The sequence below is a fragment of the Alicycliphilus denitrificans K601 genome (assembly GCF_000204645.1).
Taxonomy (GTDB): domain Bacteria; phylum Pseudomonadota; class Gammaproteobacteria; order Burkholderiales; family Burkholderiaceae_C; genus Alicycliphilus; species Alicycliphilus denitrificans.
In genome coordinates, this window is the sequence record NC_015422.1 from 2455401 (window position 1) to 2480189 (window position 24789).

A 24789-nucleotide genomic window follows, 5' to 3' on the forward strand; every position below is an offset into this window, starting at 1 on the left:
TTCGGGCATCATGGGCGCCTCATCCCGCAAAGCCCATGCAACAAGACATTCTCATCAACTGGTCGCCACAGGAAACGCGCGTGGCGGTGGTCGAAAACGGCGCCGTGCAGGAGCTGCACGTGGAGCGCGCCCTTGAGCGCGGCCTGGTCGGCAACGTGTACCTGGGCAAGGTCTCGCGCGTGTTGCCCGGCATGCAGTCGGCCTTCATCGACATAGGACTGGAGCGCGCCGCATTCCTGCACGTGGCCGACGTATGGCAGCGCCAGGAGGGGGGCGAAGCGCCCATGTTCGCACGCAAGAACGAGCCGCCCGTGCCGATCGAGAAGCAGGTCTTCGAGGGCCAGTCGCTGATGGTCCAGGTCATCAAGGATCCGATCGGCAGCAAGGGCGCGCGGCTTTCCACCCAGATCAGCATCGCCGGGCGGCTGCTGGTGTTCCTGCCGCAGGACGACCACATCGGCATCTCGCAGAAGATTCCCCAGGAGGAGCGCGACGCGCTGCGCGCGCGGCTGCAGGCGCTGGCGGGCGACAAGTCCACGGGCGGCGGCGGAGGCTTCATCCTGCGCACCAACGGCGAGGACGCCAGCGACGCGGAGCTCGCCGAGGACATCGCCTATCTGCGCAAGACCTGGGCCGGCATCCGCCAGGCGGCGCTGAGTCGTCCGCCGACCTCGCTGCTGTACCAGGACCTGAACCTGCTGCAGCGCGTGCTGCGCGACCTAGTGGGCGAGGAGACGCAGAGCATACGCCTGGACTCGCGCGAGCAGTTCGCAGCGCTGCAGAAGTTCGGGCGCGACTTCATGCCGGCGGCGGTGGCCAAGCTGCAGCTGTACAAGGGCGAGCGGCCGATCTTCGACCTCTACGCGATCGACGAGGAAATCGCCCGCGCGCTGGGCCGGCGCGTGGACCTGAAGTCCGGCGGCTACCTCATCGTGGACCAGACCGAGGCGCTCACCACCATCGACGTGAACACCGGCGGCTACGTGGGGGCGCGCAACTTCGACGACACCATTTTCAAGACCAACCTGGAGGCCGCCGGCGCCATCGCGCGCCAGCTGCGCCTGCGCAACCTGGGCGGCATCGTGATCGCGGACTTCATCGACATGCTGCGCGAGGACCACCAGGCGGCCGTGCTCGCCGAGTTCAAGAAGCAGCTCGCGCGCGACCGGGTCAAGACCATGGTGGGCGGCTTTTCGCAGCTGGGCCTGGTGGAGATGACGCGCAAGCGCACGCGCGAGTCGCTCGCGCACATGCTCTGCGAGCCATGCCCCACGTGCCATGGCGTGGGCGAGGTCAAGACCGCGCGCACCGTGTGCTACGACATCCTGCGCGAGGTGCTGCGCGAGGCGCGCCAGTTCAACCCGCGCGAATTCCGCGTGATCGCCTCCCCGAAGGTGGTGGAGCTGTTCCTGGATGAGGAGAGCCAACACTTGGCCGGCCTGTCGGACTTCATCGGCAAGCCGATCTCGCTGCAGGCCGAGACGGCCGTGGGCCCGGAGGAGTACGACATCGTGCTCCTTTAATTCCGGGAGGGCCGCAGGGGCGGCGCGTAGGATAATCCGCCGTTTTACCTGCCGATACCGGCGAACCCCCCGGAACTGCGGGGTACTTGGCGCCTTCCCACGCATGCAACGGTTCTTCTGCCTTTCCCTTGTCCGGCGCGGATGGTGGCCGGTCCTGCTGTGCTGGCTCTGGGGCATGCCGTGCGCCGGCGCCCTGGCGGCGCAGCCCCAGGTGCTCCGCGCGGCGGTGCTCACTTCGCTGGCGGGCACGCAGGAGGTCACCCTTCCGCACGTGCTCGGCCCCGCCGACTTCGCCCCCGAGGGCAGCCGCGTGCGCTACCGCCTGGACTTCGAGCTGCCGGCGGCGGCCGTCGCGGCCGCGGAGGACGAGCCGCTGGGCGTCTACGTACCCAAGATGAGCCTGGCGGGCCGGCTCATGCTCAACGGCGAACGTGTCGGCGCCTGCGACCTCGGCGCGCTGGAGCAGCTGCGCTGCCTGCACCGCCCCTACCTGTTCGTGCTGCCCGCCAGTCAATGGCGGGCCGGGGCCAACACGCTGGAGTTCGAGATCTTCGCCACCAGTCGCCAGATGAACGGCCTGTCGAGCGTCAGCATAGGGCCGGCGCGCCTGTTTGGCGACGGCCCGTACGGGTGGCGCCGGTTCGAGCAGGTGACCGTGGCCAATGGCCTGGCCTGGGCGGCGTTCTGCATGGGAGGCATCGCGCTGTGCGTGTCGCTGGCGCTGCGCGGGGAGTGCCTTTATGGATGGTTCGGCGCCACGGCCCTGGCCATCGCGCTGAGCAACCTCAACTACACGCTCACCGCGCCGCCCGTGCCGCCGCAGTTCTTCAGCTGGTTCGTGTTCAGCGTCAACCAGGCTATGGTGCCTCTCTTGATGCTCACGGTGCTGTCCTTCTTCCGCCGCGACTGGCCCTGGGCGCGGCGCGGGCTTATCGCGTTCATGCTGCTGGGGCCCGCGGTCGTGTGGCTCAGCGGCAGCAACCGCACCGTCGTCGCACTGTTGTACGTGCCTTTCGTGCTGTTCGGGCCGCTGCTGGCCGTGGCCGCCATCCGCTGGGCATGGCGCTCCCACCGCAAGGCCGACCTGTGGATGGCGCTGTCGTTCTTCTCGGTGGTGGCGGTCAGCTTCATCGATTGGTTCCGGCTCACCGGCCGCTCGGCTTTCGAGGGCACCTACTTCGTCACCTATGTGATACCCAGCACCATCGTGGTCATGGGCGGCACGCTGGCCAGCCAGCTCGCGACGGCCCTGAAGACGGCCCGCGAGCTCACGGCCACCCTGGACAAACGCGTGGCGGAGCGCACTGAGGCTCTCACGCTCGCGAACCAGCGCTTGGAGGAGCTGTCCACCACGGACAGCCTGACGGGCCTGGCCAACCGCCGCCATTTCGACGACATCCTCGCCAAGGAGTGGCAGCGCGCGCGCCGCCTCCGCCATCCGCTGGCGCTGCTCATGATCGACGTCGACCATTTCAAGCAGTTCAACGACACCTACGGCCATCTCGCGGGCGACGACTGCCTGCGCCAGGTGGCCCAGATACTGAAGCAGCGCCTGCTGCGCGGCAGCGACACCGCGGCGCGTTTCGGCGGCGAGGAGTTCGCCGTCATCACCAGCATGGATCTGGAGGGCGCGCTCCACATCGCCGAGCTGATCCGGCAGGACGTCGAGAACCACCCCGTCTCCGTCGATGGCGTGGATGCCGTCCACGTCTCCGTCAGCATCGGCCTGTCGGCACTGGTGCCGGACGGCAGCCGCTCGCCGGCGCAGCTGATATCGCTGGCCGATGAGGCGCTCTACCGCGCCAAGCGCGCGGGGCGCAACTGCGTGCGCGCCGCTGCCGCGCAGTGCGTGGCAGCCTGACTCAGCGGTGTGCGTCCGGGCCAGGCGCCTGCAGCGCGTGCCTGGCGGTTTCCACGAAATGGCTGATCAGCGGGGGAGTCCGATTCCCGGTTCCAGCACAGGTGCACCTCGGGCCCCACCGCAGGGGGCTCGCGCAAAGGCTTGAACGCCAGGTTTTCCATGCGGATGCGCGTGCATGTCTCGGGCACCAGGGCCAGGCCCAGGCCGGCCGCCACCATGGCCACCACGGCATGCGTCTGCGTGGCGCGCTGCACGAACCGCGGGGCGACGTGCGCGTGGTGCAGGATCTCCTCCACCATGGAGTTGAAGTAGGGCGCATTGCGCAAATCGAAGCCGATGAAGGGCACGCCGTCGCAATCGGACAGCGCAATGCGGTCGCACAGCGCCAGCGGGTGCGATTGCGGCACGGCCACCACCAGGGATTCGCGCAGGAGGCAGTGCGAGCGCAGAGGTGCCTTGATGGGCACGGGCCTGAGCACGCCCAGGTCGAGCCTTTGCTGGCGCAGCGCCACGATCTGCTCCGTGGAGACCATTTCCAGAAGCTCCAGTTCCACGAGGGGGTAGCGCTGCCGGTAGGCGGCGATCACCCGGGGGACCGCCTCATACGCCGCCGCCGCCGTGTACCCGATGCGCAGTACGCCGTGGTAGCCCTTCGCGGCGGCCTGGGCGGCCGAGACGGCGTTCTCATGTATGAAATCGGCCTCCATCACTTGTCTGAAGGGCGCTTGCAGCTATCGAATCAGGTGCAACCTGCCTCTTCGCGGACCGGCACGGCCTACAGGCGGCGCAGCCGCGTAAGCGCCTCGCGCAGCGTCTCGTCCTTCTTGGCGAAGCAAAAGCGCACCACGCGCTGGTCGAAGCCGTCGCCGTAGAAGGCCGACAGCGGGATGGCCGCCACGCCGATCTCGCGCGTGAGCCACTGGCAGAAGTCGGCTTCGCCGAGGTCGCTCACGGCCGAGATGTCAACGCACTGGAAGTAGCTGCCCGTGCTGGGCAAAAGCCTCAGGCGCGAGCCTTCGAGCCCCTGGCGGAACAGGTCGCGCTTGGCCTGGTAGAAGGCGGGCAGCTGCAGGTAGGGCGCGGGGTTGCCCAGGTAGTCGGCCAGCCCGTACTGCATGGGCGTGTTGACGGTGAACACGTTGAACTGGTGCACCTTGCGGAACTCGGCCGTGAGAGGCGCGGGCGCGGCCACGGTACCTATCTTCCAGCCGGTGACGTGGAAGGTCTTGCCGAAGCTGGAGACGATGAACGCGCGATCGGCCAGGCCGGGAAAGCGCGCGGCGCTCTGGTGCTCGGCGCCGTCGAAGACCATGTGCTCGTACACCTCGTCGCTGATGAGCAGGATGCCGGTGGGGGCGAGCAGCTCTTCCAGGGCGCGCATGTCCTCGGCCGTCCAGACGGTGGCGCTGGGGTTGTGCGGCGTATTGGCGATGATGAGGCGCGTGCGCGGCGTGATGGCGGCGGAAATCCTGGCGAAGTCGGGGCGGAAGCTCCCGGGCGTGAGCGGCACGCGCACGACCACGCCGCCCGCGAGCTCGATGTTGGGCACGTAGCTGTCGTAGCAGGGCTCCAGCACGATGACCTCGTCGCCCGGCTGCACGCAGGCCAGGATGGCGGTGAGGATCGCCTGGGTGGCGCCGGCGGTGATGGTGATTTCGCTGTTCGGGCAATACCGGCGCGCGTGAAGCGTTTCTATTTTCGAAGCAACGGCTTCGCGCAGCGCCGGCACGCCGACCATGGGCGGGTACTGGTTGTGGCCGGTCTGCATGGCGCGGGTGACGGCGTCCACCAGGGCCGGGTCGCAGGCGAAGTCGGGGAAGCCCTGTCCCAGGTTGACGGCCTTGTGCTCGGCGGCCAGGGCCGACATGACGGTGAAGATGGTGGTGCCCACGTTGGGCAGGCGGCTGGGGAAGGTGGGAGTGGTCATAGGGTGCGAGTGAAGCGTGAGCGACGCTCAACAATCCGAAGGCCGCGGAGCAGGCCATGCGCGCGGACGCCGTGGAGCGGGGTTCGCCCGGCCACGGGCGTCGTCCCCCTGGGGGAAGACGCGAAGCAGCTCAGGGGGGAGTCACAGCTCATAGTCGTGCACGTGCCCGGTCATGGCACGGGCGATCAGGTCGCGGCTCAGACGGTCGCTCAGCAGTTCGGCGAATTTGTAGACGAAGTTGCGCAGGTAGGCTCCGCGCTTGAACGCCACGCGCGCCACGCTCTGGCCGAACAGGTGGCCCATGGGGCGCACGACGAGATCGCCCAGCGGGTCGTCGCGCACGGCCATCTCGGCCACGATGCCTATGCCCAGGCCCAGGCGCACGTAGGTCTTGATCACGTCGGAGTCGATGGCCTCCAGCACGATGCGCGGCTGCAGCTTGCGCGTGGCGAAGGCCTGGTCAATCTTGCCGCGGCCGGTGAACGAGGGGTGGTAGGTGATGAGCGCCTCGTGCGCGATGTCGTCCAGGCCCACGCGTTCCTTCTGCGCCAGCGGGTGGCTGGGCGGCAGCACCAGCACGTGCTGCCATTCGTAGCAGGGCAGGGTGACGAGGTCGGGGTAGTCGGCCAGCGACTCCGTGGCCATGCCGATCTCGGCCACTTCGTCAATCACCATGCGCGCCACCTCGTGCGGCGTGGCCTGGTGCAGGCTGATGTTGACCTTCGGGTAGGCCTCGCGCAGCTTAGCCACGGGCACGGGCAGCACGTAGCGCGCCTGGGTGTGGGTGGTGGCGATGGCCAGCGTGCCGCTGTCCTGCGCGCTGTACTGCTCGCCGATGCGCTTGAGGTTGCCCACTTCGCGCATGATGAGCTCGATGCTCCTGAGCACGTGCTGGCCGGGCTCGGTCACGCGCTTGAGGCGCTTGCCGTGGCGCGCGAAGATGTCCACGCCCAGCTCGTCCTCCAGCTCGATGATGGCCTTGGAGACCCCCGGCTGCGAGGTGTGCAGCGCCTTGGCGGCCTCGGTCAGGTTGAGGTTGCGGCGGGCGGCCTCCTGGACGAAGCGGAACTGGTGCAGGTTCATACTGAAACGCGGCTAAGAAGTCGCGTCATTATGCTGCATTCGTCTAATAAATGGCGGTGCTTGCGGCGATTTCCGCCATCAGGGCCATCACGCGATCGTCCTCGCCGATGGGGGGCTGCAGGCGCAGGTCGATGTGCGGATGCGCCTGGGCCAGCGCCTGCACCTGGCGCGGCAGGTCGTCGCGCACGTGGCGGCCGGCGCCCAGGAACAGGGGCACTATGCTGATGCGCGCCGCGCCCTGCGCGGCCAGCTCGGCCAGCGCGGCGGGCAGGCCCGGCTCGCACAGCTCCATGTAGGCGCAGCGTACGGCCAGCAGCGGCTGGCTGGCCCGGATGTGCGCGGCCACGGCCTCGATGGGCTGGCGCCACAGCGGGTCGCGCGATCCGTGTGCTAGCAGGATGATAGCTGCTCGTGCTTGCTGCATAAGCGTTGGAGGGTGAAAATACTTGAAGCCTGGCTAGCGCCTGAGCACCAGCCAGCCGAAGGCCGCGAGCGACAGCAGCGAATAGATCAGCCCCGGCGCCGCCGCCGTGAGCCATGGCGACCAGTTCTGCAGGTTGCCGGCAAAGCCGAATACGTTGTTAAGCAGGAAGAAGCTGATGCCCGCCATGACGCCACCGAACACGTAGCCCGCGATGCCGCCCGAGCGGAAGTGCAGGTACGCGAAGGGCAGGGAGAGCACCACCATCACCAGGCAGGAGAGGGGGTAGAAGACCTTGCGCCAGAACTCGATCTCGTAGCGCTGGGCCGACTGTCCGTTGGCCTCCAGGTGGCGGATGTAGTGGAACAGGCCGATGGTCGCCATCTTGTCGGGCTTGAGCAGCGATGCCGCGACCATGTCCGGGCTGATGCGCGTATGCAGCAGCAGGGTGGGCTCCTGCCGGCGGGTGACCCGGATGTCTCCATTGGGCCGCTGTTCGAAGACGCTGCGCTTGACCTGCTCCAGGTTCCAGGCGTCGCCGCTGTCGTCGAACGTGGCCTGCGCGGCGACGGTGGTGGAGGCCACGCGGCCCCGGGCATCGAACTCGAACACCCGCACGTCGCGCATGTGGCCGTCGGGGGTGAGGGCGCGCACGTTCACGGCGAAGGAGTGATCGCCCTGGCGTTCCTTGAGCCAGGCCCCGGTGGCCCCGGTGCTGATCTGGCCCAGCTGCTGCGCCCGCACCAGGGCTGCCGCACGCTCGCTGATGGGCGCCAGGTAGTCGCCCACCGCGAAGGTGAGGGCCACGAATGCGCAGCCCAGCGCCAGCAGCGTGCTCAGCGCCCGCCATGGCCCCAGGCCGCTGGTGCGCATGATGGTGAACTCCGAACTCTGCGCCAGGCGGGCCATGACGAAGATGGTGCCGATCAGCACGGTGATGGGCAGCAGTTCGTACAGGTGCTGCGGCAGGCTCAGCGCCACGAACAGCAGCGCGTGCGACATGCGGTAGCCGTTGCTGCCAACCCAGCGCAGTTCGTCCACCAGGTCGAAGAAGAAGAACAAGGCGAGGAAGGCCAGGGTGACGAAAGCCACGCCGACAATGACCTCGCGGTAGATGAGGCGGCGGATGGTCTTCATGCACGGGCCCCGCGTGACAGAAGGGTGCGCAGCGACCAGCGGTTGTGGCGCGCGGCCAGCAGCAGCAGCCCGGCCAGCAGCGTGCCACCGTGCAACGCCAGCATGAAGGGCACTAGGCCGAACCGCCCTGCGCCTATCCATGCCTGCCCCACTGTCATGAGGTTGTAGTACACCATGAAGGCGAACAGCGCGAACGCCAGGCTGGTGCTGCGGCCGGCGCGTGGGTTGACGATGGCCACGGCCAGGCCGAGCACGACGAAGTTGAGCGCGGCGAAGGCCAGCCCCAGGCGCCAGCCCAGCTCCGCCTGGTGCCTGGGCGAAGGGTCGCGGGCCAGATCCCAGGTGTCGCGTGTCTTGATGGCGCCCGCTTCCGGGTCGCTCTGGGAGCCGCTGTCGATGAGGGTGCCGTATTCGGTGAACTCGCTGATCCGCAGCCCCGGCTTGTCGAGCATGGTCTCGAGCCGCTGGCCGTTGTGCAGCAGCGCAAGGCGTTCGCCATTGCGTATCTCGATGCGGGCGCTCTGGGCCGAGGTGATGGTTTCGCGGTGCGCCTCGTTGGTCGCGATGAACACGTTGCTGGCAGCGTTGGCGTCCGGCGTGTCCTTGTCGATGAAGAACACGCGCGAGCCATTGGAGGATTCCTGGAACTGGCCCGGTGCGACGCGGTCCACGTCGCTGCGCTGTTCATACTGGGTCTTGAGCTCCTGGATCTGCCGGTTGGCCCAGGGCCAGACGACGAGCGACAGCGCGGCGATGGCCAGCATGATGGGCCAGGAAAAGCGCAGCAGGGGCGCCAGCAGGCTCAGAAGGCCGCGCCCCGCGGAGAACCAGATGACCATCTCGCTGTCGCGGTACATGCGCGAGAGGGTGCCCACCACGGTGACGAACAGGCTCAGGCTGAGGATGGTGGACAGCTGGCCCAGCACGGTGAAGCCCATGACGAGCATCACGTCGGAAGGAGCCACGCTGCCGCGGGACGCCTGCCCCAGCACGCGGATCAGCATCATGGTCATGACCACGGTGATCAGCACCACCAGGGTCGCGCCGAAGCTGCGGGCCAGCTCCTTGCGGATGGATGAATCGAATAACATTGGCTCGAAGGAAAACATGGATTATGAACTTCGAACTGAAGACGCTTTCGCTGCCCGACGCTGCCGCGCACAAATGTGATCTGCTGGTGCTGCTGGTGCCGGACGGGTTCAAGCCGCAAGCCGATGCCCTGTCCGTACTGGCCGGGAGGGCGATCAAGGACGGAGACCTGGAACTCAAGCCCGGCAAGCTCTTGCCGCTCTATGGCGTGCCGGGCATCGCGGCGCGCAGGCTCGTGCTGCTGGGCTGCGGCAAGGGCAACGCGCAGGCCGTGCGACAGGCGGTGCAGGCGCTCGGCGCCACGCTGAAAGCGCCGTCGGTCAGGCGCGTGGCGCTGGTGTTCGCCAGGGACGCCGAGGCAGGTTGCGTGGGCGCCGCGGTGCGCGCCCTGGCCGATGCCAGCTACGTTTACACCACCACCAAGCCCAAGGCCGATGCGCGCGCCCTGTCGCGCGTGACGGTGGGTGTGCCCGGCGGGCTTGAGACCGCGCGGCCGGAGTTCTCCATCAGCGTGGCGCTCGTCGCGGGCATCGAATACGCGCGCGAATGGGCCAACCGCCCGGCCAACCACGCCACCCCCACGCTGGTGGGGGACGCGGCCAAGGCGCTCGCCAAGCATGCGGGCATTCAGTGCAAGCTGCATGGGCCGGCGCAGGTGGCCAAGCTGGGCATGGGCGCCTTCCTGGCCGTGGCCCAGGGCTCGGAGCAGCCGTTGCGCTTCGTCGAGCTGCGCTATGACGGCGCGGCGCGCTCGCAGGCCCCCGTGGTGCTGGTCGGCAAGGGCATCACCTTCGACACGGGCGGCATTTCGCTCAAGCCCGCCGCCGAGATGGACGAGATGAAGTTCGACATGGGCGGCGCCGCCAGCGTGCTGGGGGTGTTCCGGGCGCTGGCGGAACTCAGGCCGGCCATCAACGTCGTCGGGCTCATCCCGGCCTGCGAGAACATGCCCGACGGCAGGGCCGTGAAGCCGGGCGACGTGGTGACCAGCATGAGCGGGCAGACCATAGAGATCCTGAATACCGATGCCGAGGGGCGGCTGGTGCTGTGCGATGCGCTGACCTACGCCGCCCGGTTCAAGCCGGCCGCCGTGATCGACATCGCGACCCTTACCGGGGCCTGCGTCGTGGCGCTGGGTGGCCTGCGCAGCGGCCTGTTCGCCTCGGACGACGAGTTGGCCGGCCAACTCATGGCCGCGGGCGACGCGGCGCAGGACCCCTGCTGGCGCATGCCCCTCGATGACGAATATGCCGAGGGGCTTAAGAGCAACTTCGCAGACCTGGCCAACGTGGCCGGCCGCGCCGGCGGCGCCATCACGGCGGCCAAGTTCCTCCAGAGCTTCGTGGGCGACGTTCCCTGGGCCCACCTGGACATTGCCGGCACCGCCTGGAAGAGCGGGGCCGCCAAGGGTGCGACGGGCCGGCCCGTGGGGCTGCTGCTGCACTATCTGCTGGCCAGTGCATCCGCGCCTGCCGCGAAGCGCAGGGCGGCTGCGCCAAGGCGCGCACGGGCGGCCTGATGCATACGCCGGCAGGCGCCGCGGGCATGACCGAGGTGGCATTCCATTTCAATGCGCCGGACAAGCTGGCCTACGTCTGCCGCCTGGCGCGCAAGGCGATGCGCCACGACGCACGCGTGGTGATCACGGGCGCCGCGCAGGATCTGCAGCAGCTCGACCGCATGCTCTGGGCCCTGGGGACCACCGACTTCGTCGCCCACTGCCTCGAAGATGCGGGCGAGGAGATGCTGCAGCTGTCGCCCGTCGTGCTCGCCCGCGATGCGTGCGTCTGCAGCCATCGCGACATGCTGGTCAACGTGGGCGACACGGTGCCCGAAGGGTTCGCGCAGTTCGCCAGGCTGGTGGAGGTGGTGAGCCAGTCCGACCAGGCAGACCGCAGCCGGGCCCGCGAGCGCTGGCGCCACTATGCCGCGCGCGGCTACGGCATCGTGCGGCACGACCTGGTGCTGCGGGAGGGTGCGTGATGGCTGGAGCGAAGACGCCTCCCAGGTTTGTGCCCACGCTCACCGACGTGGTGCATGTGCCCGGCGACGGGCGGCCGCCCATGGCGGCGCAGGCGGCGCCCGTGCAGCCCCAGGCGCAGGCGCCGGCTCCCCAGGCGCCGTCCCAGACTCCTTCCCCGCAGGATGGCGTGGCGGCCAGTGGTGGCCTGCCGCGCGACTTCGAGGAATACGTGGTGCACCGCGTCATGCAGCGCGTGGACGTCGCGCTGGACCAGCGCCTGCGCGAGGCCATTGCGCAGGTCGTGCAGGAGCAGACCCGTTTCCTGGTCCCCCGCTTGCGCGACGAGGTGGAGTCGGTGGTGCGGCACGCCGTGTACGAGGCGGTGGCGCAGGAGCTGGCCGACGAGCGCGGCGCACGGTGAACCGATGGGTGTCGTTTCTTCGGGAGACCTCTCGTGTTCCCTAGTGGAGAGGGGCATGAATTGCGCTATGTTTCTCAGCGCTGGTCCGCAACCATATTTCCAGCGTACTTTCTGAATTGGAGTCTTACATGCAACTGAAGTTGAAGCTGACCGTAGCTGCCACGATCGCAGCGGTTGCCAGCATGGCCGCCGCCCAGGGCGTGACGGTGGTGAAGATCGGCAACGTCGCCCCGATGTCCGGTCCGCAGGCGCACTATGGCAAGGACATCGAAAACGGCGTGCGCATGGCGATCGACGACATGAACGCCCAGGGCGTGGTCATCGGCGGCAAGAAAGTCAAGCTGGAACTGGTCAACGAGGACGATGCGTCCGACCCCAAGCAGGGCACCGCGGCCGCGCAGAAGCTGTGCGACGCCAAGGTCGCAGGCGTCGTGGGCCACCTGAATTCCGGCACCACCATTCCCGCCTCCAAGGTCTACAACGACTGCGGCATTCCCCACGTCACGGGCGCGGCCACCAACCCCAGCCTGACCAAGCCCGGCTACAAGACCACGTTCCGCATCATCGCCAACGACAACGCGCTGGGCGTGGGCCTTGCGATGTATGCGGCGGAAACGCTCAAGCTCAAGAGCGTGGCCGTGATCGACGACCGTACGGCCTATGGCCAGGGCGTCGCCAACGTGTTCAAGCGCGCGGCCGCCGAGAAGGGCATCAAGGTGGTCGACGAGCAGTTCACCACGGACAAGGCCACAGACTTCATGGCCATCCTCACGGCCATCAAGGCCAAGAACCCCGACGGCGTCTTCTTCGGCGGCATGGACCCGCAGGCAGGTCCCATGCTGCGCCAGATGGAGCAGCTTGGCATGGCCAACGTCAAGTACTTCGGCGGCGACGGCATCTGCACCACCGAGCTGCCCAGACTCGCGGCGGGCGCCAAGACGATCGGCAACGTCATCTGTGCCGAGGGCGGCGCGTCGCTCGCCAAGATGCCTGGCGGCCTGGAGTGGAAGAAGCGCTATGACGCCAAGTACCCCGGCCAGTACGTGCTCTACAGCCCCTACAAGTACGACGCCACCATGCTGCTCGTCGATGCCATGAAGCGCGCTGGCTCGTGGGACCCGAAGGTGTACATCCCCGAACTGCTCAAGTCCAACTACAAGGGCGTGACGGCCAACATCAAGTTCGAGCCGAATGGCGAGCTCGTGAACCCCGCCATCACGCTGTACGTGTACAAGGATGGCAAGAAGGCGCCGCTGAACTGACCGGCGTATCCGCCAGGCGGCACATGCGGTGCTGCCTGGATGCAAAAGGGGCTTCGATGAAGCCCCTTTTGCATGCCTGCACGCACGCTTTCAGCGGCGTACCTGCAGGGCTCCCGGATTGACGATGTTGGTGGGCGTTCCCTTAATGTAATTCACGACATTGTCGAAGGCGGAACCGAAATAAAGCTCGTAGCTGTCCTGCTCCACATAGCCGATATGGGGGGTGCAGATGCAGTTTTCCAGCCGCAGGAGGGCGTGCCCTTGCAGGATGGGCTCGCTCTCGAAGACATCCACGGCGGCCATGCCGGGGCGCCCGCGGTTGAGCCCGGCGATCAGCGCGTCGGGTTCTATGAGCTCCGCGCGCGAGGTGTTCACGAGCAGCGCCGTCGGCTTCATACACGACAGGTCGTCGAGCGTCACGAGGCCGCGCGTCTCGTCCGTGAGCCGGATGTGCAGCGACACCACGTCGCATTGCGAAAAGAACTCCGCCCGCGTCGCGGCCACCTGCAGCCCGTCGCTGAGCGCCTGTGCACGCGACGCCTCCCGGCCCCAGACGCGGACGTTCATGCCGAACGCGCGGCCGTATCCGGCGACGATCTGCCCGATGCGGCCATAGCCCCAGATGCCCAGGGTCTTACCGCGCAGTATGCAGCCCAGCCCGAAGTTGGGCGGCATCGAGGCGGTGCGCAGTCCCGATTGCTGCCAGGCGCCATGCTTGAGGTTGGAGATGTACTGGGGCAGGCGGCGCATGGCGGCCATGATGAGCGCCCAGGTCAGCTCCGCGGGCGCCACGGGCGAGCTCACGCCCTCGGCCACGGCGATGCCGTGCTCGGTGCAGGCGGCGAGGTCGATGTGCGAGCCTACCCGCCCCGTCTGCGCGATGAGCTTGAGCCGCGGCAGCTTCTCCACCAACTGCCGCGTGATCTGCGTGCGGTCGCGGATCAGGACGATGACGTCCGCATCTCGCAGGCGCACCGACAGTTGCCCCAGGCCTTTGACGGTGTTGGTGTAGACCTTTGCGGAGTAGGGGTCGAGCCGCTCCGCGCAGTGGAGCTTGCGCACCGCATCCTGGTAATCGTCGAGAATCACTATGTTCATTGGTTCAGCTCCGCGTCTAAGCCGTTGATTTTGTGGTGTATTTTTTGCAAGCTATTGATTTCACTAGAATTTCCAGGCTGGCCTGGAAGGCGGAACTTCTTATCTGCCTTTATCTGCACCTCGTGGCTGGTACAGGTTTTAGTGTAGTTTTTCAGCGGTACGGAAGGTTGCTGCGGTCATCAGGTTGAGATCTGTACTTGATCCAAGGGCCGTTAAGGCCACTGCCCAGGGCTGCGCCTCACAGCCTCGGCACAGACCAAGACTTGGATTTATCGGTATCGTAGCCCGATCGGCCAAAAGGTTCGGCAGGTCAGGCAGGGGCGCTGGTCGGCCGTCAGCGAGCGCGAGGCATGCAACCAATGGCAGCAGTTGATCGATGACTGCCAGAAGGGAGGCGATCCGGCGCTGGCAAGGAAGCTGAAACGGGCGGGGTCAGCGGCTGCACCGTCGGCCGACCCGCTGTACAGCGGCATTCAGCCGTTGCGGGCCGGTTTCCCGGCCCTTTGGCCGTTTGCAGGCGCACTCATGCCTGTTGCATCCAATGCTCTCGCGCCACCCACAGGTTGGACAGCGCGTCGAGCGCACGCCCTCCTTGGCAGCGGGGTGCTTGTTGCCCTTCTTGGTGTGCTTCATCCGTGGGGCGCGCTCATCCGAGGCGTTCTTGGCCGGGCTCGGTTGCCGGCCATGGCGTTGTTGAACGGCCGCGGGAAGGCCCTGCAGTCTGGGCCGGACCTATTCCTTCAGCGCAATTTCCTTGGCCAACGCACGGAACTGCACAAAACTCTCTTGGTAGAACTTTTCGGCCTCCGCACTCGACAGCAGCCTGGGCACCTTCTGTCCCGTCCCTGCGCCTCGAGGTTTTCACGGGCGCTGGGCGCATGCAGGGCTTCGGAGATCGCCAGATGGAGTTTTTCACGACCGGCTCCGGCGTGTTCTTCCTGACGAAGCAGGCGCTCCAGATCGAGAAGTTGAAATCCTTGAGGACCTTTCCTTCGCTGACGCTTGGGATCGGCTGTAGCGCCGGGATGCGCTCCTTGGACAGGGACCCGAGAATCTTCACCTGCCGCTGCGCCGCGAACTCTGCCAGGCTCTTGCTGTCCGGCAGCATGGCAAAGTCCACGCGCTGGCCGATCAAATCCTGCATGAGCGGCGTGATGCCCTTGTAGGGCACGTGAACCGTCTGGGCGTCGATGACCTTGGAGAAGCAGTTGCCGATCAGGTGATGGAACGAGCCCGTCCCGATGCTGCCGTAGCTGAGTGGCTGCTTCCCCCGTTGGCGCGTGCCAGTGCAGCGAGATCGTCCGCCGTCGTGACGGGCAGGTCCTGGAGCGCGACGAGCAGGAAGTCCGACTCAACGACAACCTGCAGCATGCGCAGGTCATCGCTCTTGTACTTGATTGCCGGATTGACGCACCAGCGAGCTCGGCGAGCCCCGCAGCACGCAGTAGCCGTCCGCTGGCGAGGCCAGCACTTTCTGCACGCCAATGGCGCCTGCGGCCCCGCCGCTGTTCTCCACCACCACCGGTTGCCCCAGTCGGTCGCCCAGGGGCTTGGCTACGATTCGCGCCACAACGTCGGAGAGCCCCCCTGCCGGGTAGGGCACCAGTATCGTCACAGGTTTGCTCGGATACGTATCGGCTCCGAACGCTGCACAGGCCAAGGTCGAACCGGACATGCAACAAAGGAGATGCTTGGGTTTGTAGAGGCGCAGCATAAGGGTCCTTCTGAGTTCCAGAATCTGCGAATCGAAAAGGGGGAGGGGCGGCTGTATTCAGGCCAGGAATCGCTCGGTCAGGCAGGCTCAGTAAGCCGCACCACGCACCAGCACCTCATTGTTGAAGTCATAGCGCGGGTTGTGCAGCATCGGGGTGTTGTTGCCTGTGCCGTTGCCGATGAACAGATAGCAGCCTGGGCATTCCTCGAGCATGTAGGCGAAGTCCTCGCTGCCGGCCCGGCCCGCCTCCTGTTTGATCACCTCGTCGGGGCCGAGCAGTGCCAGCGCCGTCTCGCGCGCGAACTGTGTTTCCCGGGGTGTGTTGACCAGTGGCATGGGTAGGGTGGTTAGGCAAGCCGTGACGGGATCAGGTTCCTTCGGGGGGCATTTCCCATCCGGGCCTGACGAACAACGATCCCGAGCCGCCGCGTGGTGCTGACGTCGCAGGTCACGCGCATGGCGCTGCCTCCGATCAGTCGCCAGCGAAGCACAAGCGCACCACCGATCGATATCAGCCGCGAAGCCATGCGCTGCCCGCGCAGCGCTTCTGCATCTACGGCGATGCGCCTCGTCAACGACATCGAAATCTCCTGATCGATCAGTTCAATCGAAAATACTGCCTGGTATCCTGTGGTCGGAGCGGCACGTGGTCAAGGTGTTAGATGCGATGCCAGTGACAACTTTGCGGGGATGTCACTTTCATGAACCTGCTGGCGGCGCCATCATTCCTGGGTCGGATCCTTCCGCGACAACGCACTTTTAGAATGCCGCGCATGACTGCTTGGAACTTTCTTCGTCATTTTTTCGTGGCGGGCCTTGGCCTGGCCGCTGCCATGGTAGGCGGCCAGGCCCATGCGCAGGCTTACGTGAACGCCACGGTGAGTGGGCAGATTGCACCCGGTGTCTATGGCAGGGTCGATATCGGCAATGGGCCGGCGCCCGTGCTGCTGTTCCCGCAGCCCGTGGTGGTTGCGCCCCCGGCCGTCTACGTGCCGCGGTCGCCGATCTACATGTACGTGCCGCCGGGCCATGCCAGGCACTGGTCCAAGCACTGCGCGCGCTATGCGGCCTGCGGCCAGCCGGTGTACTTCGTGAAGGAGCCGCCACGGCGCCCCGGCCACTTCCATGGCTATCGCGACCGCCATGACGGGCGCGACCATTGGCGCGGCCATCGTCGTGACGATGACCGCAGGGACCATGGCCACCGCGGGCATGGCCGCCATGATCGCTGATCGGCGCCGCCTGGCTTGAAACTCATGGCGCACGTCAGTTTCTCTCCTCCCTATGTCCCGCCAGGCCAGATCGTGCAGCAATTGCGCGACCGGGGGTATGCCGTGCTCCAGCCGCGCGATACGGCGGACTGGCTGGGCTGCGAGCTGGCCGATCTGAAGGCCCTGTCTTCGGACTGGGCAGACCTGCCTCCCGACGAGTTCCTGAAGGACGGGGGCCGCTACCGGCGCAGGCGGCATTCCTGTTTCATCGTGGACGGCATGGCGGTAAGCCAGACGCCGCACCGCGCGCACTGGCAGCCCGTGGAGTACAACGCCCTGCACGGCGGCATGGAGCGCTGGTTTGCGCCCATGCGCGATGCGACCGTGGCGGTGCCCGTGTGGGGGCGGCTGATGCGTAGCGTGGCGACCCTCGCACAGGCGGCGCTGGCCACGCGGCCCGTGCGCTGGTTCATCGAGGCGCACCAGTTCCGCATCGACACCGCAGGCGGCATCGGGCGTCCCACGCCCGAAGGAGCGCATCGCGACGGCGTGGACCTCGTGGCCGTCTTCCTGGTGGGCCGCGAGGGCGTGAAGGGCGGCGAGACCCGCATCTTCGAGGCCGCCGGCCCCAATGGGCAGCGCTTCACGCTGAGCGAGCCCTGGTCCGTGATGCTGCTGGATGACGCGCGCATGATCCATGAAACCACGCCCATCCAGCCGGAGGGCGAGGGCGGCTGGCGCGACACTCTGGTGCTGACCTGCCGCCGGGGTGGCTTCCAGGCAGAGCAGAATTAATAATTGATAAGCATCAAGCATTGTGGTGCAGCCTGGTGCCACACTTGCCTCGCTCCCTGACAGAAGGCCAGGCAGTAACTCAGCAGGAGGTTCCATGTTCAAACATATTCTGGTTCCCGTGGATGGCTCGGAAACATCCATGAAGGCGGTTGCCAAGGCGTCGGGGCTGGCCAAGGCCTTTGGCAGCGCGGTGACGGCGCTGTACGTGATCGATCCGTACCCGTTCACGGGGGTCGGCGCCGATTTCGCATATGGCCAGGCGCAATACCTGAGCGCCGCCACGGCCGAGGCCAATGCCGCGCTCGATGCGGCGAAGTCCGCCGTCACCCAGGCCGGCGTGACCGCGGTGAACACCATGGTGGGCGAGGGCCATGCCGTGCATGACGGCATCCAGCGTGCGGTCGAGAGCACGGGGGCCGACCTCATCGTCATCGGCTCGCATGGCCGGCGCGGCCTCGAAAAGCTCGTGCTGGGCAGTGTCACCCAGAAGGTGCTGGGCGTGTCTCGCGTGCCTGTGCTGGTGGTGCGCGAGTGATGGCACCTGAGAAGTAACAATGAAAACGGCTCCCGCGGGAGCCGTTTTCATTGGCGCGCCGTCAGCCGCCGAACAGGCGGGCCAGCAGGCCTTTTTTCTTCTGGCGCTGCTCCAGCTCCTGCAGCAGCTCGGCCTTGAGCCGCTCCTTCTCGGCAGCCGGGCCGCCCTGCTGCGCCATGCGCAGGTAGGCCTTGGCCGTGTCCACGTAGCCGTGGTCCTCGTTGCGGATGTGGTTGAACAGCCAGCGCGACAGCATGCCGTGCAGCTCGTCGGTCACGTCCTCGCCGGCGTCGAAGCGCGACTGCATCTCGGCCACCTTGCGGGTGAACAATTCGTGCACCTTCTTGTGCGGGCCGGAGAACAGATAGCCCGAGCTTTCCATCAGGCTCTCCTCGAAGACGAAGTGCGAGAGGGTGTAGTCCACCATCTCGCCGATCACGTCGCCCAGGGCCTCGCGGTCGTGCGTGGAGCGCAGCTCGTAGAGCCTGTTGATGTAGTCGACGATGCGGCGGTGCTGCCGGTCGATTTCGGGGATACCAGTATCCAGTTCGGGGACCCACACCAACAACGCCATGACACTCTCCAGTCCAGATTGCTGCGTTGCAGTATCAATGAATCAAGGAAATTACTCCTTGATACAAGTCATGCGCACGTGCCGGCGGCATGCGCCGGCACGCGGGGCGCACTTACTCGATCTTGGCGCCGGATGCCTCGACGATGCCCTTCCACTGCTGGTACTCAGTCTTCAGCAGTGTGGAGAACTGCTCCGGCGTCATGGCCTGGGGCTCTGCGCCCTGGGCATTGATGGCGGCCTTCACCTCGGCCATGGCCAGCAGCTTGTTGACTTCGGTGTTCAGTGTCTTGACCACGGCCGCGGGCGTGCCGGCCGGGGCGAAGACGCCGTACCAGGTGCTCACGTCGAAGCCCTTAAAGCCGGATTCGGCCACCGTGGGCACGTCGGGCAGCGAGGAGCTGCGCTTGGCGGACGTGACGGCCAGCGGGTGCAGCTTACCGGCCTTGATCTGCCCCATGGCCGATGGCAGGGACGATACCAGCAGGTCGACGTTGCCGGCCAGCGCGTCCATGAGCGCCGGGTTCGAGCCCTTGTAGGGAACGTGGCTGAGTTTGACGCCCGCGGCCTTTTCGAACAGGTCGCCCGCGAGGTGGATGGAGGTGCCGTTGCCCGGCGAGCCATAGGTGATGGTGCCGGGCGCAGCCTTGGCGGCGGCCACCACGTCCGCCAGGGTCTTGAATCTGGAGCTGGCGCTGGTGGCGATCACCACGGGCGTGTAGGCCACGTGGGCCACCGCGGTCAGGTCCTTGGTCGGATCCCAGGGCAGGTTCTTGTACAGCCAGGGGCCGATGACCAGGTTGTCCTTCTGGCCCATGACGAGGTCATAGCCCGTGGGCGCGGCCTTCACGGCCTCCGTGATGCCGATGGTGCCGCCGGCGCCGGGCTTGTTGTCGGCCACGACGGTCCATTTGTTGACCTCGGTGAGCTTGGAGGACACCAGCCGTGCCAGGATGTCGGTGCCGCCCCCGGGCGGGAAGGGAACGATCATGCGGATGGGCTTGGAGGGGTAGGCGCCCTGGGCCTGGACCGCAGGCGCGCCCAGTGCGCAGGTGAGGGCGGCGAGCGAGAGGATGTGGCGGCGAAGAAGCATCAGAAAACTCTCCTGAGGGTTGTATCGAAAAACAAGGCGCCGATGATGGCCCAGCCATGGGCTGGTGCGCCCATACCCAAGCATGGCGAGGCCATCGCCGATGGCGATGGCGATGGCGATGGCGATGATGGCGCAGAGAATTACATGCGCTCGAAGATGGCGGCGATGCCCTGGCCGCCGCCGATGCACATGGTCACGAGCGCGTAGCGGCCCTGGATGCGCTGCAACTCGTGCAGGGCCTTCACGGTGATCAGCGCGCCCGTGGCGCCGATGGGGTGGCCCAGCGAGATGCCCGAACCGTTGGGGTTGACCTTGGCCGGGTCCAGGCCCAGGTCGCGCGTGACGGCGCAGGCCTGGGCCGCGAAGGCCTCGTTGGCCTCGATCACGTCCAGGTCCTTCACCGTGAGGCCCGCCTTCTTGAGCGCCAGCTGCGTGGCGGGCACGGGGCCGATGCCCATGTACTTCGGGTCCACGCCCGCGTGGGCGTAGGCCACCAGGCGCGCCATGGGCTTGGCGCCGCGCGCCTGGGCGGTCTTGGCCTCCATCAGCACCACGGCCGCTGCCGCGTCGTTGATGCCCGAGGCGTTGCCCGCTGTCACCGTGCCATTTTCCTTCACGAACACGGGTTTGAGCTTGGCCATGTCCTCCATGGTGGCGCCCGCGCGGAAATGCTCGTCCGTGGCGTAGGCCACCTCGCCCTTGCGGCTTTTGAGCATCACGGGAACGATCTGGTCCTTGAAGTAGCCCGCCTGGATGGCACGCTCGGCACGGTTGTGGCTCTCCACTGCCAGGCGGTCCTGCTCCTCGCGCGTGATGCCCCACTTGGCCGCGATGTTCTCGGCCGTCACGCCCATGTGAACGATGTGGAAGGGATCGTGCAAGGCGCCGACCATCATGTCGACCATCTTGGTGTCGCCCATGCGCGCGCCAAAGCGCGTGGCAAGGCTGGCGTAGGGCGCGCGGCTCATGTTCTCAGCGCCCGCGCCGATGGCGATGTCTGCGTCGCCCAGCAGGATGGACTGGCTAGCGCTGACGATGGCCTGCAGGCCCGAGCCGCACAGGCGGTTCACATTGAAGGCGGGCGTGCCCTCTGCGCAGCCGCCGTTGATGGCAGCAACGCGCGAGAGGTACATGTCCTTGGGCTCGGTGTTTACCACATGGCCGAAGACCACGTGGCCCACGTCCTGGCCCTGCACGCTGGCGCGAGCCAGCGATTCGCGCACCACGGTGGCGCCGAGTTCGGTGGGGGGGACATCCTTGAGGCTGCCACCAAAGGTGCCGATGGCGGTGCGCACGGCGCTGACGACGACGACTTCTCGGGACATGGTTTTCTCCTGCGGTGGTTGGTTTGAAGTGAAATCGGGCTCTAACGCCCTATGGGTAAGCGCTGACAGCTATTAAATGGATAGTGAATGCGTCGATGGCCCTGCGGCTCAGGCATCGCGCACGTCGGCCACGGGGTTGCTGCCGAAGTCCGGGCGCTGCAGCCATGCGAGCACGCGGGCTGCGGCAGCGGCCGGCGCGGTGAGCATGCCGCCCGTCTTGAGGGAGGCAAAGTTCTGCACGTCCGGAAAGTCGGCCGGGTTGGCGCCGCGCAGCTGGACCTGCATGTCGGTGTCGATCACACCGGGTGCCAGCGAGCATACCTTGGCGCCATGGGGCTTGGAGGCCTCGTCCAGCGCCAGGCAGCGCGTGAAGTGGTCCATGCCCGCCTTGGCCGCGCAGTAGCTGGCCTGCGAGGCCATGGCGCGCCGGCCCAGGCCCGAGGAAATGTTGAGCACCTTGCGCGGGATGGCGCCCCAGGCCTCGGTCGCGCCCAGGAAGGCGGCCGTGAGCAGCATCGGCGCCTCCAGCCCCACGCGCAGGGCGTTGGCCAGGCCGGCCATGTCCTGCGCGCTGGTGCAGGCAGACAGCGGCGCGATGCGCGGAATCACGCCCGCGTTGTTGATCAGCGTGGCGCCGGCATAGCGCCCGGCGGGCTGCGCGGCCAGCCAAGCATGCAGCTGCTGCGCTGCCTGCGTCGCCTGCGACAGGTCCACCGTCCATTGCTCCAGCACGGCACCAGCGGGTGCGCCGGTGGTCAGTTCCGGCTGGGTGTGGCGCGCCATGCAGACCAGGGTGTGGCCCGGCTGCAGCAGTTGCCGGGCCATAGCCAAGCCCATGCCGCGCGAGGCACCGGTGAGGATGTAAAGCTGTTGCGTCATGGCGCCATGGTAGCCGCCCGGGGCGGCCGACTTTCAAAACGGCGGCTGCGAGGCGAAGGCGCACCAGCCGCCGTGCAGCGGATGCCCAAACCCGAGCGCGCAGGCATGCAGCAGCAGGCGCGGCGCGCGGGCCTGGGTGGCCGCGTCGGCGTACAGCGCGTCTCCCAGTATCGGATGGCCCAGGGCCGCCAGGTGCACGCGCAACTGATGCGTGCGGCCGGTCACGGGTTCGAGCTCCACGCGCGTCGTGCCGCCGGCCTCGTCGTGCGCCAGCACGCGCCAGCGCGTGAGGCTGGCCTGGCCGCGTCCGGCGTCTACCACGCGCAGCGGGCGGCGCTCCCAGTCGGCGGCGATGGGCAGGGCAATTTCGCTCCATTCGCCGGCGCTGCCGCGGGCGGGGCGCAGCAGGCCCGCCACCACGGCTTGGTAGCGCTTGTGCACGAGGCGCTGTGCGAAGGCATGGCTGAGCGCGCGCTGCATCGCGCCGCCCCGGGCCATGAGCACCAGGCCCGAGGTGGGCTGGTCCAGCCGGTGCACGATGAGCGCGTCGGGCCACAGGGCCTGCGCGCGCGTGCTTAAGGAGTCCTGCTTGTCCGGCCCGCGCCCGGGCACGCACAGCAGGCCGGCCGGCTTGTCCAGCACCAGCAGCGTGTCGTCGGCATGCACATGATCGACGCCGGCGTGCGCGGCGCGGGGCGGGTCAGCGCTCATGGGCCAGGCGGTCCACGGTGGCGCACAGCTCCTCCACATCGTTGGGCTTGTGGATCAGGGCGCGCGCGCCTTCGGCGAGGGCCGCCTGCTCGATCTCCGCGGTGACATAGCCCGAGGCCAGGGCCACGGGCAGGTCGGGCCGGATGGCGCGCGCGGCGCGCACCAGGTCCAGGCCCGAGTAGCCGGGCATGTTGTAGTCGGTGACCAGCAGGTCGTAGCGCCCGGGCGCGGCGCGCAGCGCGTCCGTAGCCTCGTGCGGGTCGGTGAAGCCGCTGACCTCGTAGCCCCTGCGGCGCAGCAGGCGCTGCACCAGGAAGACCAGGGCCGCGTCGTCGTCCACGTACATGACATGCCGCTGGCGGTCGCCCGCGGACGGTGCCGGCGCCTTGGGGGCGGTCCTGGGCGCGGCCGCCGCCGGGGGCGCATGCGCCGCCTGGGTCGCCACGGGGAAGTACAGCGTGAAGCGGCTGCCCTGGCCCGGCGTGCTGTGCACGTCGACGCCGCCGCCGTGGGTGCGCATCACGCCGTGCACGACGGCCAGGCCCAGCCCCGTGCCCTGGCCCACGGGCTTGGTGGTGAAGAAGGGCTCGAAGATGCGCGACAGCGTGGCCTCGTCCATGCCGGGGCCGTTGTCCTGTACGCGCAGCGCGACATAGTCGCCCGCGGCTATGCCCAGGCTCTCGCGCAGGCGCTGCTCGGGCTGCACCAGGGCCGCATCCACCTGGATGCGTCCGCGCGCGCTGCCTATGGCGTGCATGGCATTGGTGCACAGGTTCAGCAGTGCTTGCTCCACCTGCGTGGGGTCGGCCAGGAGCGGCGGCAGGTCCTGGGGCAGATGCATGCTCAGCTCGATCTCCGGCGGCAGCGTGACGCGCAGCAGGCGCTCCGTGTCGTGCGCCACCTCGGCCAGCGCGACGGCCGAGCGCTGGGGCGCCTCGTTGCGGCTGAAGGTGAGGATCTGGCGCACCAGGTCGCGCGCGCGGCGCCCGGCCTTGTCGATCTCCAGCAGGCTTTCGTGCAGCGGCGTGCCGGGCGTGCCGTCGGCCTTGGCCAGCTCCACGTTGCCCAGGATGGCATGCAGGATGTTGTTGAAGTCGTGCGCGATGCCGCCGGCCATGGTACCCACGGCCTGCATCTTGTGGGATTCGCGCAGTTGCGCCTCCAGCGCGCTGCGGCGCGCCTCCTCTCGCTTCCTGCCCGTGAGGTCGCGCGCGAACACGGTGGTGGTCTCGCCTTCGGCATGGCGCTCGAAGGAGACGCTGATCTCCACCGCCAGTTCGCGCCCCGAGGCCGTGAGCGCCGTCATCTCCCCGAGCGCCGCCTGGGTGGTGAGCTGGGCGAATGCCATGACCTGCTGGGCCTGGGGCAGAAAGCGGCTCAGGGGGCTGCCCAGGGCGTCGCTCGTGGCGCACTGGAACAGCATGGCGGCCGTGGGGTTGAAGACGGTGATGCGCTCGCGCTGGTCCACGCAGATGATGGCGTCGAGCGCCGAGTTGATCACGGCCTCCAGCCGGCGCTCGCTCGCGTGCAGCTGCGCGTTGCGCTCCTGCAGCTCCTGGGCGCTGCGCTGCAGGGCCTGGCGCTCGGCCAGCAGCGGACCCTGGTCGATCACGGCGCAGAGAAACTGCGTGAGCGGCGTCTCGTCGTCGGTGTGTGCCTCGATGCGGGCGATATGCAGGTCGCCGGTGATGTGCCTGTGCTCGTCGATCTCGAAGACGACCTCGTTGGCCTCGGCCGTGCCGCTCTCCAGCGCCGCCGCGAACGTGGCGCGCACGCGCGCCGCGTGCCTGGGGCTGACGAAGGGCATCAGTGCGGTCAGCGGCCGGTCGCGCTCGCTGGGCTGGAACGAGCGCTGCGCCATGGAGTTGGCCTGCACCACCACGTCGTGCTCGTCGAGCACCATGAGCGACAGCGGCACGTTGGAGAACAGCGCCTCGAAGCGCTCAGAAGCGCTTTCGGCCGCCGCCTGGCTGTAGCGCAGAACCTTGTTCTGCGCCTCCAGCTCGGCCTGCGAGGCGCGCAGCTCGGCGATGAGCTCGGCAATGGCGCCGCTGGCGCGTCCAGGGCCGCGGCGCTCGGACGGCTCCGCGGGAGCCGGCGACGGGTCGGATGCCGGCTGTTCGTCGCGCAGGAGGAAGGACAGGTCGGGGTGGCTCATGACGGCGGTGAT

The 24789-nt window shown here is 67.6% G+C and carries 26 protein-coding genes and 1 pseudogene; 10 read left to right on the forward strand and 17 right to left on the reverse strand.

What is annotated here, in order from left to right; translation table 11 throughout:
- Positions 1 to 35 precede the first annotated feature (35 nt).
- Both rng and ALIDE2_RS11730 read left to right on the forward strand, forming a co-directional pair.
- A complete protein-coding gene (gene rng, locus ALIDE2_RS11725; protein WP_013518996.1) occupies positions 36 to 1523 on the forward strand; it encodes a ribonuclease G in 1488 nt (495 codons plus the stop codon).
- A gap of 175 nt (positions 1524 to 1698) precedes the next feature.
- On the forward strand, positions 1699 to 3384 hold the full coding sequence (locus tag ALIDE2_RS11730) for a sensor domain-containing diguanylate cyclase (RefSeq protein WP_013722154.1): 1686 nt from the start codon (positions 1699 to 1701) through the stop codon (positions 3382 to 3384).
- Here the strand turns inward: ALIDE2_RS11730 and ALIDE2_RS11735 are convergent.
- From ALIDE2_RS11735 to lptF, 6 genes are all read right to left on the reverse strand, one after another.
- Positions 3318 to 4091, reverse strand: a complete 774-nt coding sequence (locus ALIDE2_RS11735) for a LysR substrate-binding domain-containing protein (protein WP_013722155.1) — start codon at positions 4089 to 4091, stop codon at positions 3318 to 3320. The two genes, ALIDE2_RS11730 and ALIDE2_RS11735, sit on opposite strands and share 67 nt — an antisense overlap.
- Positions 4092 to 4159: 68 nt before the next feature.
- Positions 4160 to 5311, reverse strand: a complete 1152-nt coding sequence (locus tag ALIDE2_RS11740) for a pyridoxal phosphate-dependent aminotransferase (protein ID WP_013518998.1) — start codon at positions 5309 to 5311, stop codon at positions 4160 to 4162.
- A 141-nt stretch (positions 5312 to 5452) separates the two neighbouring features.
- On the reverse strand, positions 5453 to 6394 hold the full coding sequence (locus ALIDE2_RS11745; protein ID WP_013518999.1) for a CysB family HTH-type transcriptional regulator: 942 nt from the start codon (positions 6392 to 6394) through the stop codon (positions 5453 to 5455).
- Positions 6395 to 6437: 43 nt separating this feature from the next.
- Positions 6438 to 6818 carry a sirohydrochlorin chelatase gene (locus tag ALIDE2_RS11750; RefSeq protein WP_013519000.1) on the reverse strand — a complete coding sequence of 127 codons (381 nt, stop codon included), beginning with the start codon at positions 6816 to 6818 and terminating at the stop codon, positions 6438 to 6440.
- Positions 6819 to 6851: 33 nt separating this feature from the next.
- The gene (gene lptG, locus ALIDE2_RS11755; RefSeq protein ID WP_013722156.1) at positions 6852 to 7952 is read right to left on the reverse strand and encodes an LPS export ABC transporter permease LptG; all 1101 of its coding nucleotides are present in this window, start codon (positions 7950 to 7952) and stop codon (positions 6852 to 6854) included.
- The gene (gene lptF, locus ALIDE2_RS11760; protein WP_013519002.1) at positions 7949 to 9043 is read right to left on the reverse strand and encodes an LPS export ABC transporter permease LptF; all 1095 of its coding nucleotides are present in this window, start codon (positions 9041 to 9043) and stop codon (positions 7949 to 7951) included. The genes lptG and lptF overlap by 4 nt, the downstream gene beginning before the upstream one ends.
- A gap of 23 nt (positions 9044 to 9066) precedes the next feature.
- Here lptF and ALIDE2_RS11765 point away from each other — a divergent pair, with 23 nt between their 5' ends.
- The 4 genes from ALIDE2_RS11765 to ALIDE2_RS11780 all read left to right on the forward strand — a co-directional run bounded on the left by ALIDE2_RS11765 (position 9067) and on the right by ALIDE2_RS11780 (position 12687).
- Entirely contained in the window at positions 9067 to 10560 is a 1494-nt protein-coding gene (locus tag ALIDE2_RS11765) for a leucyl aminopeptidase (RefSeq protein WP_013519003.1), read from the forward strand.
- Positions 10560 to 11024 carry a DNA polymerase III subunit chi gene (locus ALIDE2_RS11770; RefSeq protein ID WP_013722157.1) on the forward strand — a complete coding sequence of 155 codons (465 nt, stop codon included), beginning with the start codon at positions 10560 to 10562 and terminating at the stop codon, positions 11022 to 11024. Before ALIDE2_RS11765 ends, ALIDE2_RS11770 begins: the two co-directional genes overlap by 1 nt.
- Positions 11024 to 11425, forward strand: a complete 402-nt coding sequence (locus ALIDE2_RS11775; protein WP_013519005.1) for a hypothetical protein — start codon at positions 11024 to 11026, stop codon at positions 11423 to 11425. The genes ALIDE2_RS11770 and ALIDE2_RS11775 overlap by 1 nt, the downstream gene beginning before the upstream one ends.
- A gap of 128 nt (positions 11426 to 11553) precedes the next feature.
- Positions 11554 to 12687, forward strand: a complete 1134-nt coding sequence (locus ALIDE2_RS11780) for a branched-chain amino acid ABC transporter substrate-binding protein (protein ID WP_013519006.1) — start codon at positions 11554 to 11556, stop codon at positions 12685 to 12687.
- Between the two features lie 90 nt (positions 12688 to 12777).
- On the opposite strand, the gene ALIDE2_RS11785 is transcribed toward ALIDE2_RS11780, so the two are convergent.
- Positions 12778 to 13785, reverse strand: a complete 1008-nt coding sequence (locus tag ALIDE2_RS11785) for a D-2-hydroxyacid dehydrogenase family protein (protein ID WP_013519007.1) — start codon at positions 13783 to 13785, stop codon at positions 12778 to 12780.
- Positions 13786 to 14016: 231 nt separating this feature from the next.
- Here ALIDE2_RS11785 and ALIDE2_RS25765 point away from each other — a divergent pair, with 231 nt between their 5' ends.
- On the forward strand, positions 14017 to 14727 hold the full coding sequence (locus ALIDE2_RS25765) for an integrase arm-type DNA-binding domain-containing protein (protein ID WP_081471082.1): 711 nt from the start codon (positions 14017 to 14019) through the stop codon (positions 14725 to 14727).
- 28 nt (positions 14728 to 14755) lie between these two features.
- On the opposite strand, the pseudogene ALIDE2_RS25770 reads toward ALIDE2_RS25765, so the two are convergent.
- The 4 genes and pseudogenes from ALIDE2_RS25770 to ALIDE2_RS11800 all read right to left on the reverse strand — a co-directional run.
- Positions 14756 to 15028, reverse strand: a pseudogene (locus ALIDE2_RS25770) (tripartite tricarboxylate transporter substrate-binding protein); the annotation flags it as partial.
- 135 nt (positions 15029 to 15163) lie between these two features.
- Positions 15164 to 15499 carry a Bug family tripartite tricarboxylate transporter substrate binding protein gene (locus ALIDE2_RS24435; protein WP_081471083.1) on the reverse strand — a complete coding sequence of 112 codons (336 nt, stop codon included), beginning with the start codon at positions 15497 to 15499 and terminating at the stop codon, positions 15164 to 15166.
- A gap of 87 nt (positions 15500 to 15586) precedes the next feature.
- The gene (locus tag ALIDE2_RS11795) at positions 15587 to 15835 is read right to left on the reverse strand and encodes a M20/M25/M40 family metallo-hydrolase (protein ID WP_041700855.1); all 249 of its coding nucleotides are present in this window, start codon (positions 15833 to 15835) and stop codon (positions 15587 to 15589) included.
- An 11-nt stretch (positions 15836 to 15846) separates the two neighbouring features.
- Entirely contained in the window at positions 15847 to 16080 is a 234-nt protein-coding gene (locus tag ALIDE2_RS11800; protein WP_041700856.1) for a hypothetical protein, read from the reverse strand.
- Between the two features lie 192 nt (positions 16081 to 16272).
- Between ALIDE2_RS11800 and ALIDE2_RS11805 the strand changes: the two genes are divergently transcribed.
- From ALIDE2_RS11805 to ALIDE2_RS11815, 3 genes are all read left to right on the forward strand, one after another.
- Positions 16273 to 16731: a hypothetical protein gene (locus ALIDE2_RS11805; protein ID WP_013519009.1), complete on the forward strand. Its 459-nt coding sequence runs from the start codon at positions 16273 to 16275 to the stop codon at positions 16729 to 16731.
- Positions 16732 to 16755: 24 nt separating this feature from the next.
- On the forward strand, positions 16756 to 17505 hold the full coding sequence (locus ALIDE2_RS11810; RefSeq protein ID WP_013722159.1) for a 2OG-Fe dioxygenase family protein: 750 nt from the start codon (positions 16756 to 16758) through the stop codon (positions 17503 to 17505).
- 94 nt (positions 17506 to 17599) lie between these two features.
- A complete protein-coding gene (locus tag ALIDE2_RS11815; RefSeq protein WP_013519011.1) occupies positions 17600 to 18040 on the forward strand; it encodes a universal stress protein in 441 nt (146 codons plus the stop codon).
- 61 nt (positions 18041 to 18101) lie between these two features.
- Here ALIDE2_RS11815 and ALIDE2_RS11820 read toward each other — a convergent pair whose 3' ends face one another.
- The 6 genes from ALIDE2_RS11820 to ALIDE2_RS11845 form a co-directional block, all read right to left on the reverse strand.
- On the reverse strand, positions 18102 to 18614 hold the full coding sequence (locus tag ALIDE2_RS11820) for a bacteriohemerythrin (RefSeq protein ID WP_013722160.1): 513 nt from the start codon (positions 18612 to 18614) through the stop codon (positions 18102 to 18104).
- Positions 18615 to 18726: 112 nt separating this feature from the next.
- Entirely contained in the window at positions 18727 to 19704 is a 978-nt protein-coding gene (locus tag ALIDE2_RS11825; protein WP_013519013.1) for a Bug family tripartite tricarboxylate transporter substrate binding protein, read from the reverse strand.
- Positions 19705 to 19844: 140 nt separating this feature from the next.
- A complete protein-coding gene (bktB, locus tag ALIDE2_RS11830; protein ID WP_013519014.1) occupies positions 19845 to 21029 on the reverse strand; it encodes a beta-ketothiolase BktB in 1185 nt (394 codons plus the stop codon).
- Between the two features lie 108 nt (positions 21030 to 21137).
- The gene (locus ALIDE2_RS11835) at positions 21138 to 21908 is read right to left on the reverse strand and encodes an SDR family NAD(P)-dependent oxidoreductase (RefSeq protein WP_013722161.1); all 771 of its coding nucleotides are present in this window, start codon (positions 21906 to 21908) and stop codon (positions 21138 to 21140) included.
- A 33-nt stretch (positions 21909 to 21941) separates the two neighbouring features.
- Positions 21942 to 22619 carry an RluA family pseudouridine synthase gene (locus tag ALIDE2_RS11840; RefSeq protein ID WP_013519016.1) on the reverse strand — a complete coding sequence of 226 codons (678 nt, stop codon included), beginning with the start codon at positions 22617 to 22619 and terminating at the stop codon, positions 21942 to 21944.
- Complete coding sequence (locus ALIDE2_RS11845; RefSeq protein WP_013722162.1) at positions 22609 to 24777, reverse strand: PAS domain-containing hybrid sensor histidine kinase/response regulator; 2169 nt, start codon at positions 24775 to 24777, stop codon at positions 22609 to 22611. The genes ALIDE2_RS11840 and ALIDE2_RS11845 overlap by 11 nt, the downstream gene beginning before the upstream one ends.
- Between the last annotated feature and the right edge of the window lie 12 nt (positions 24778 to 24789).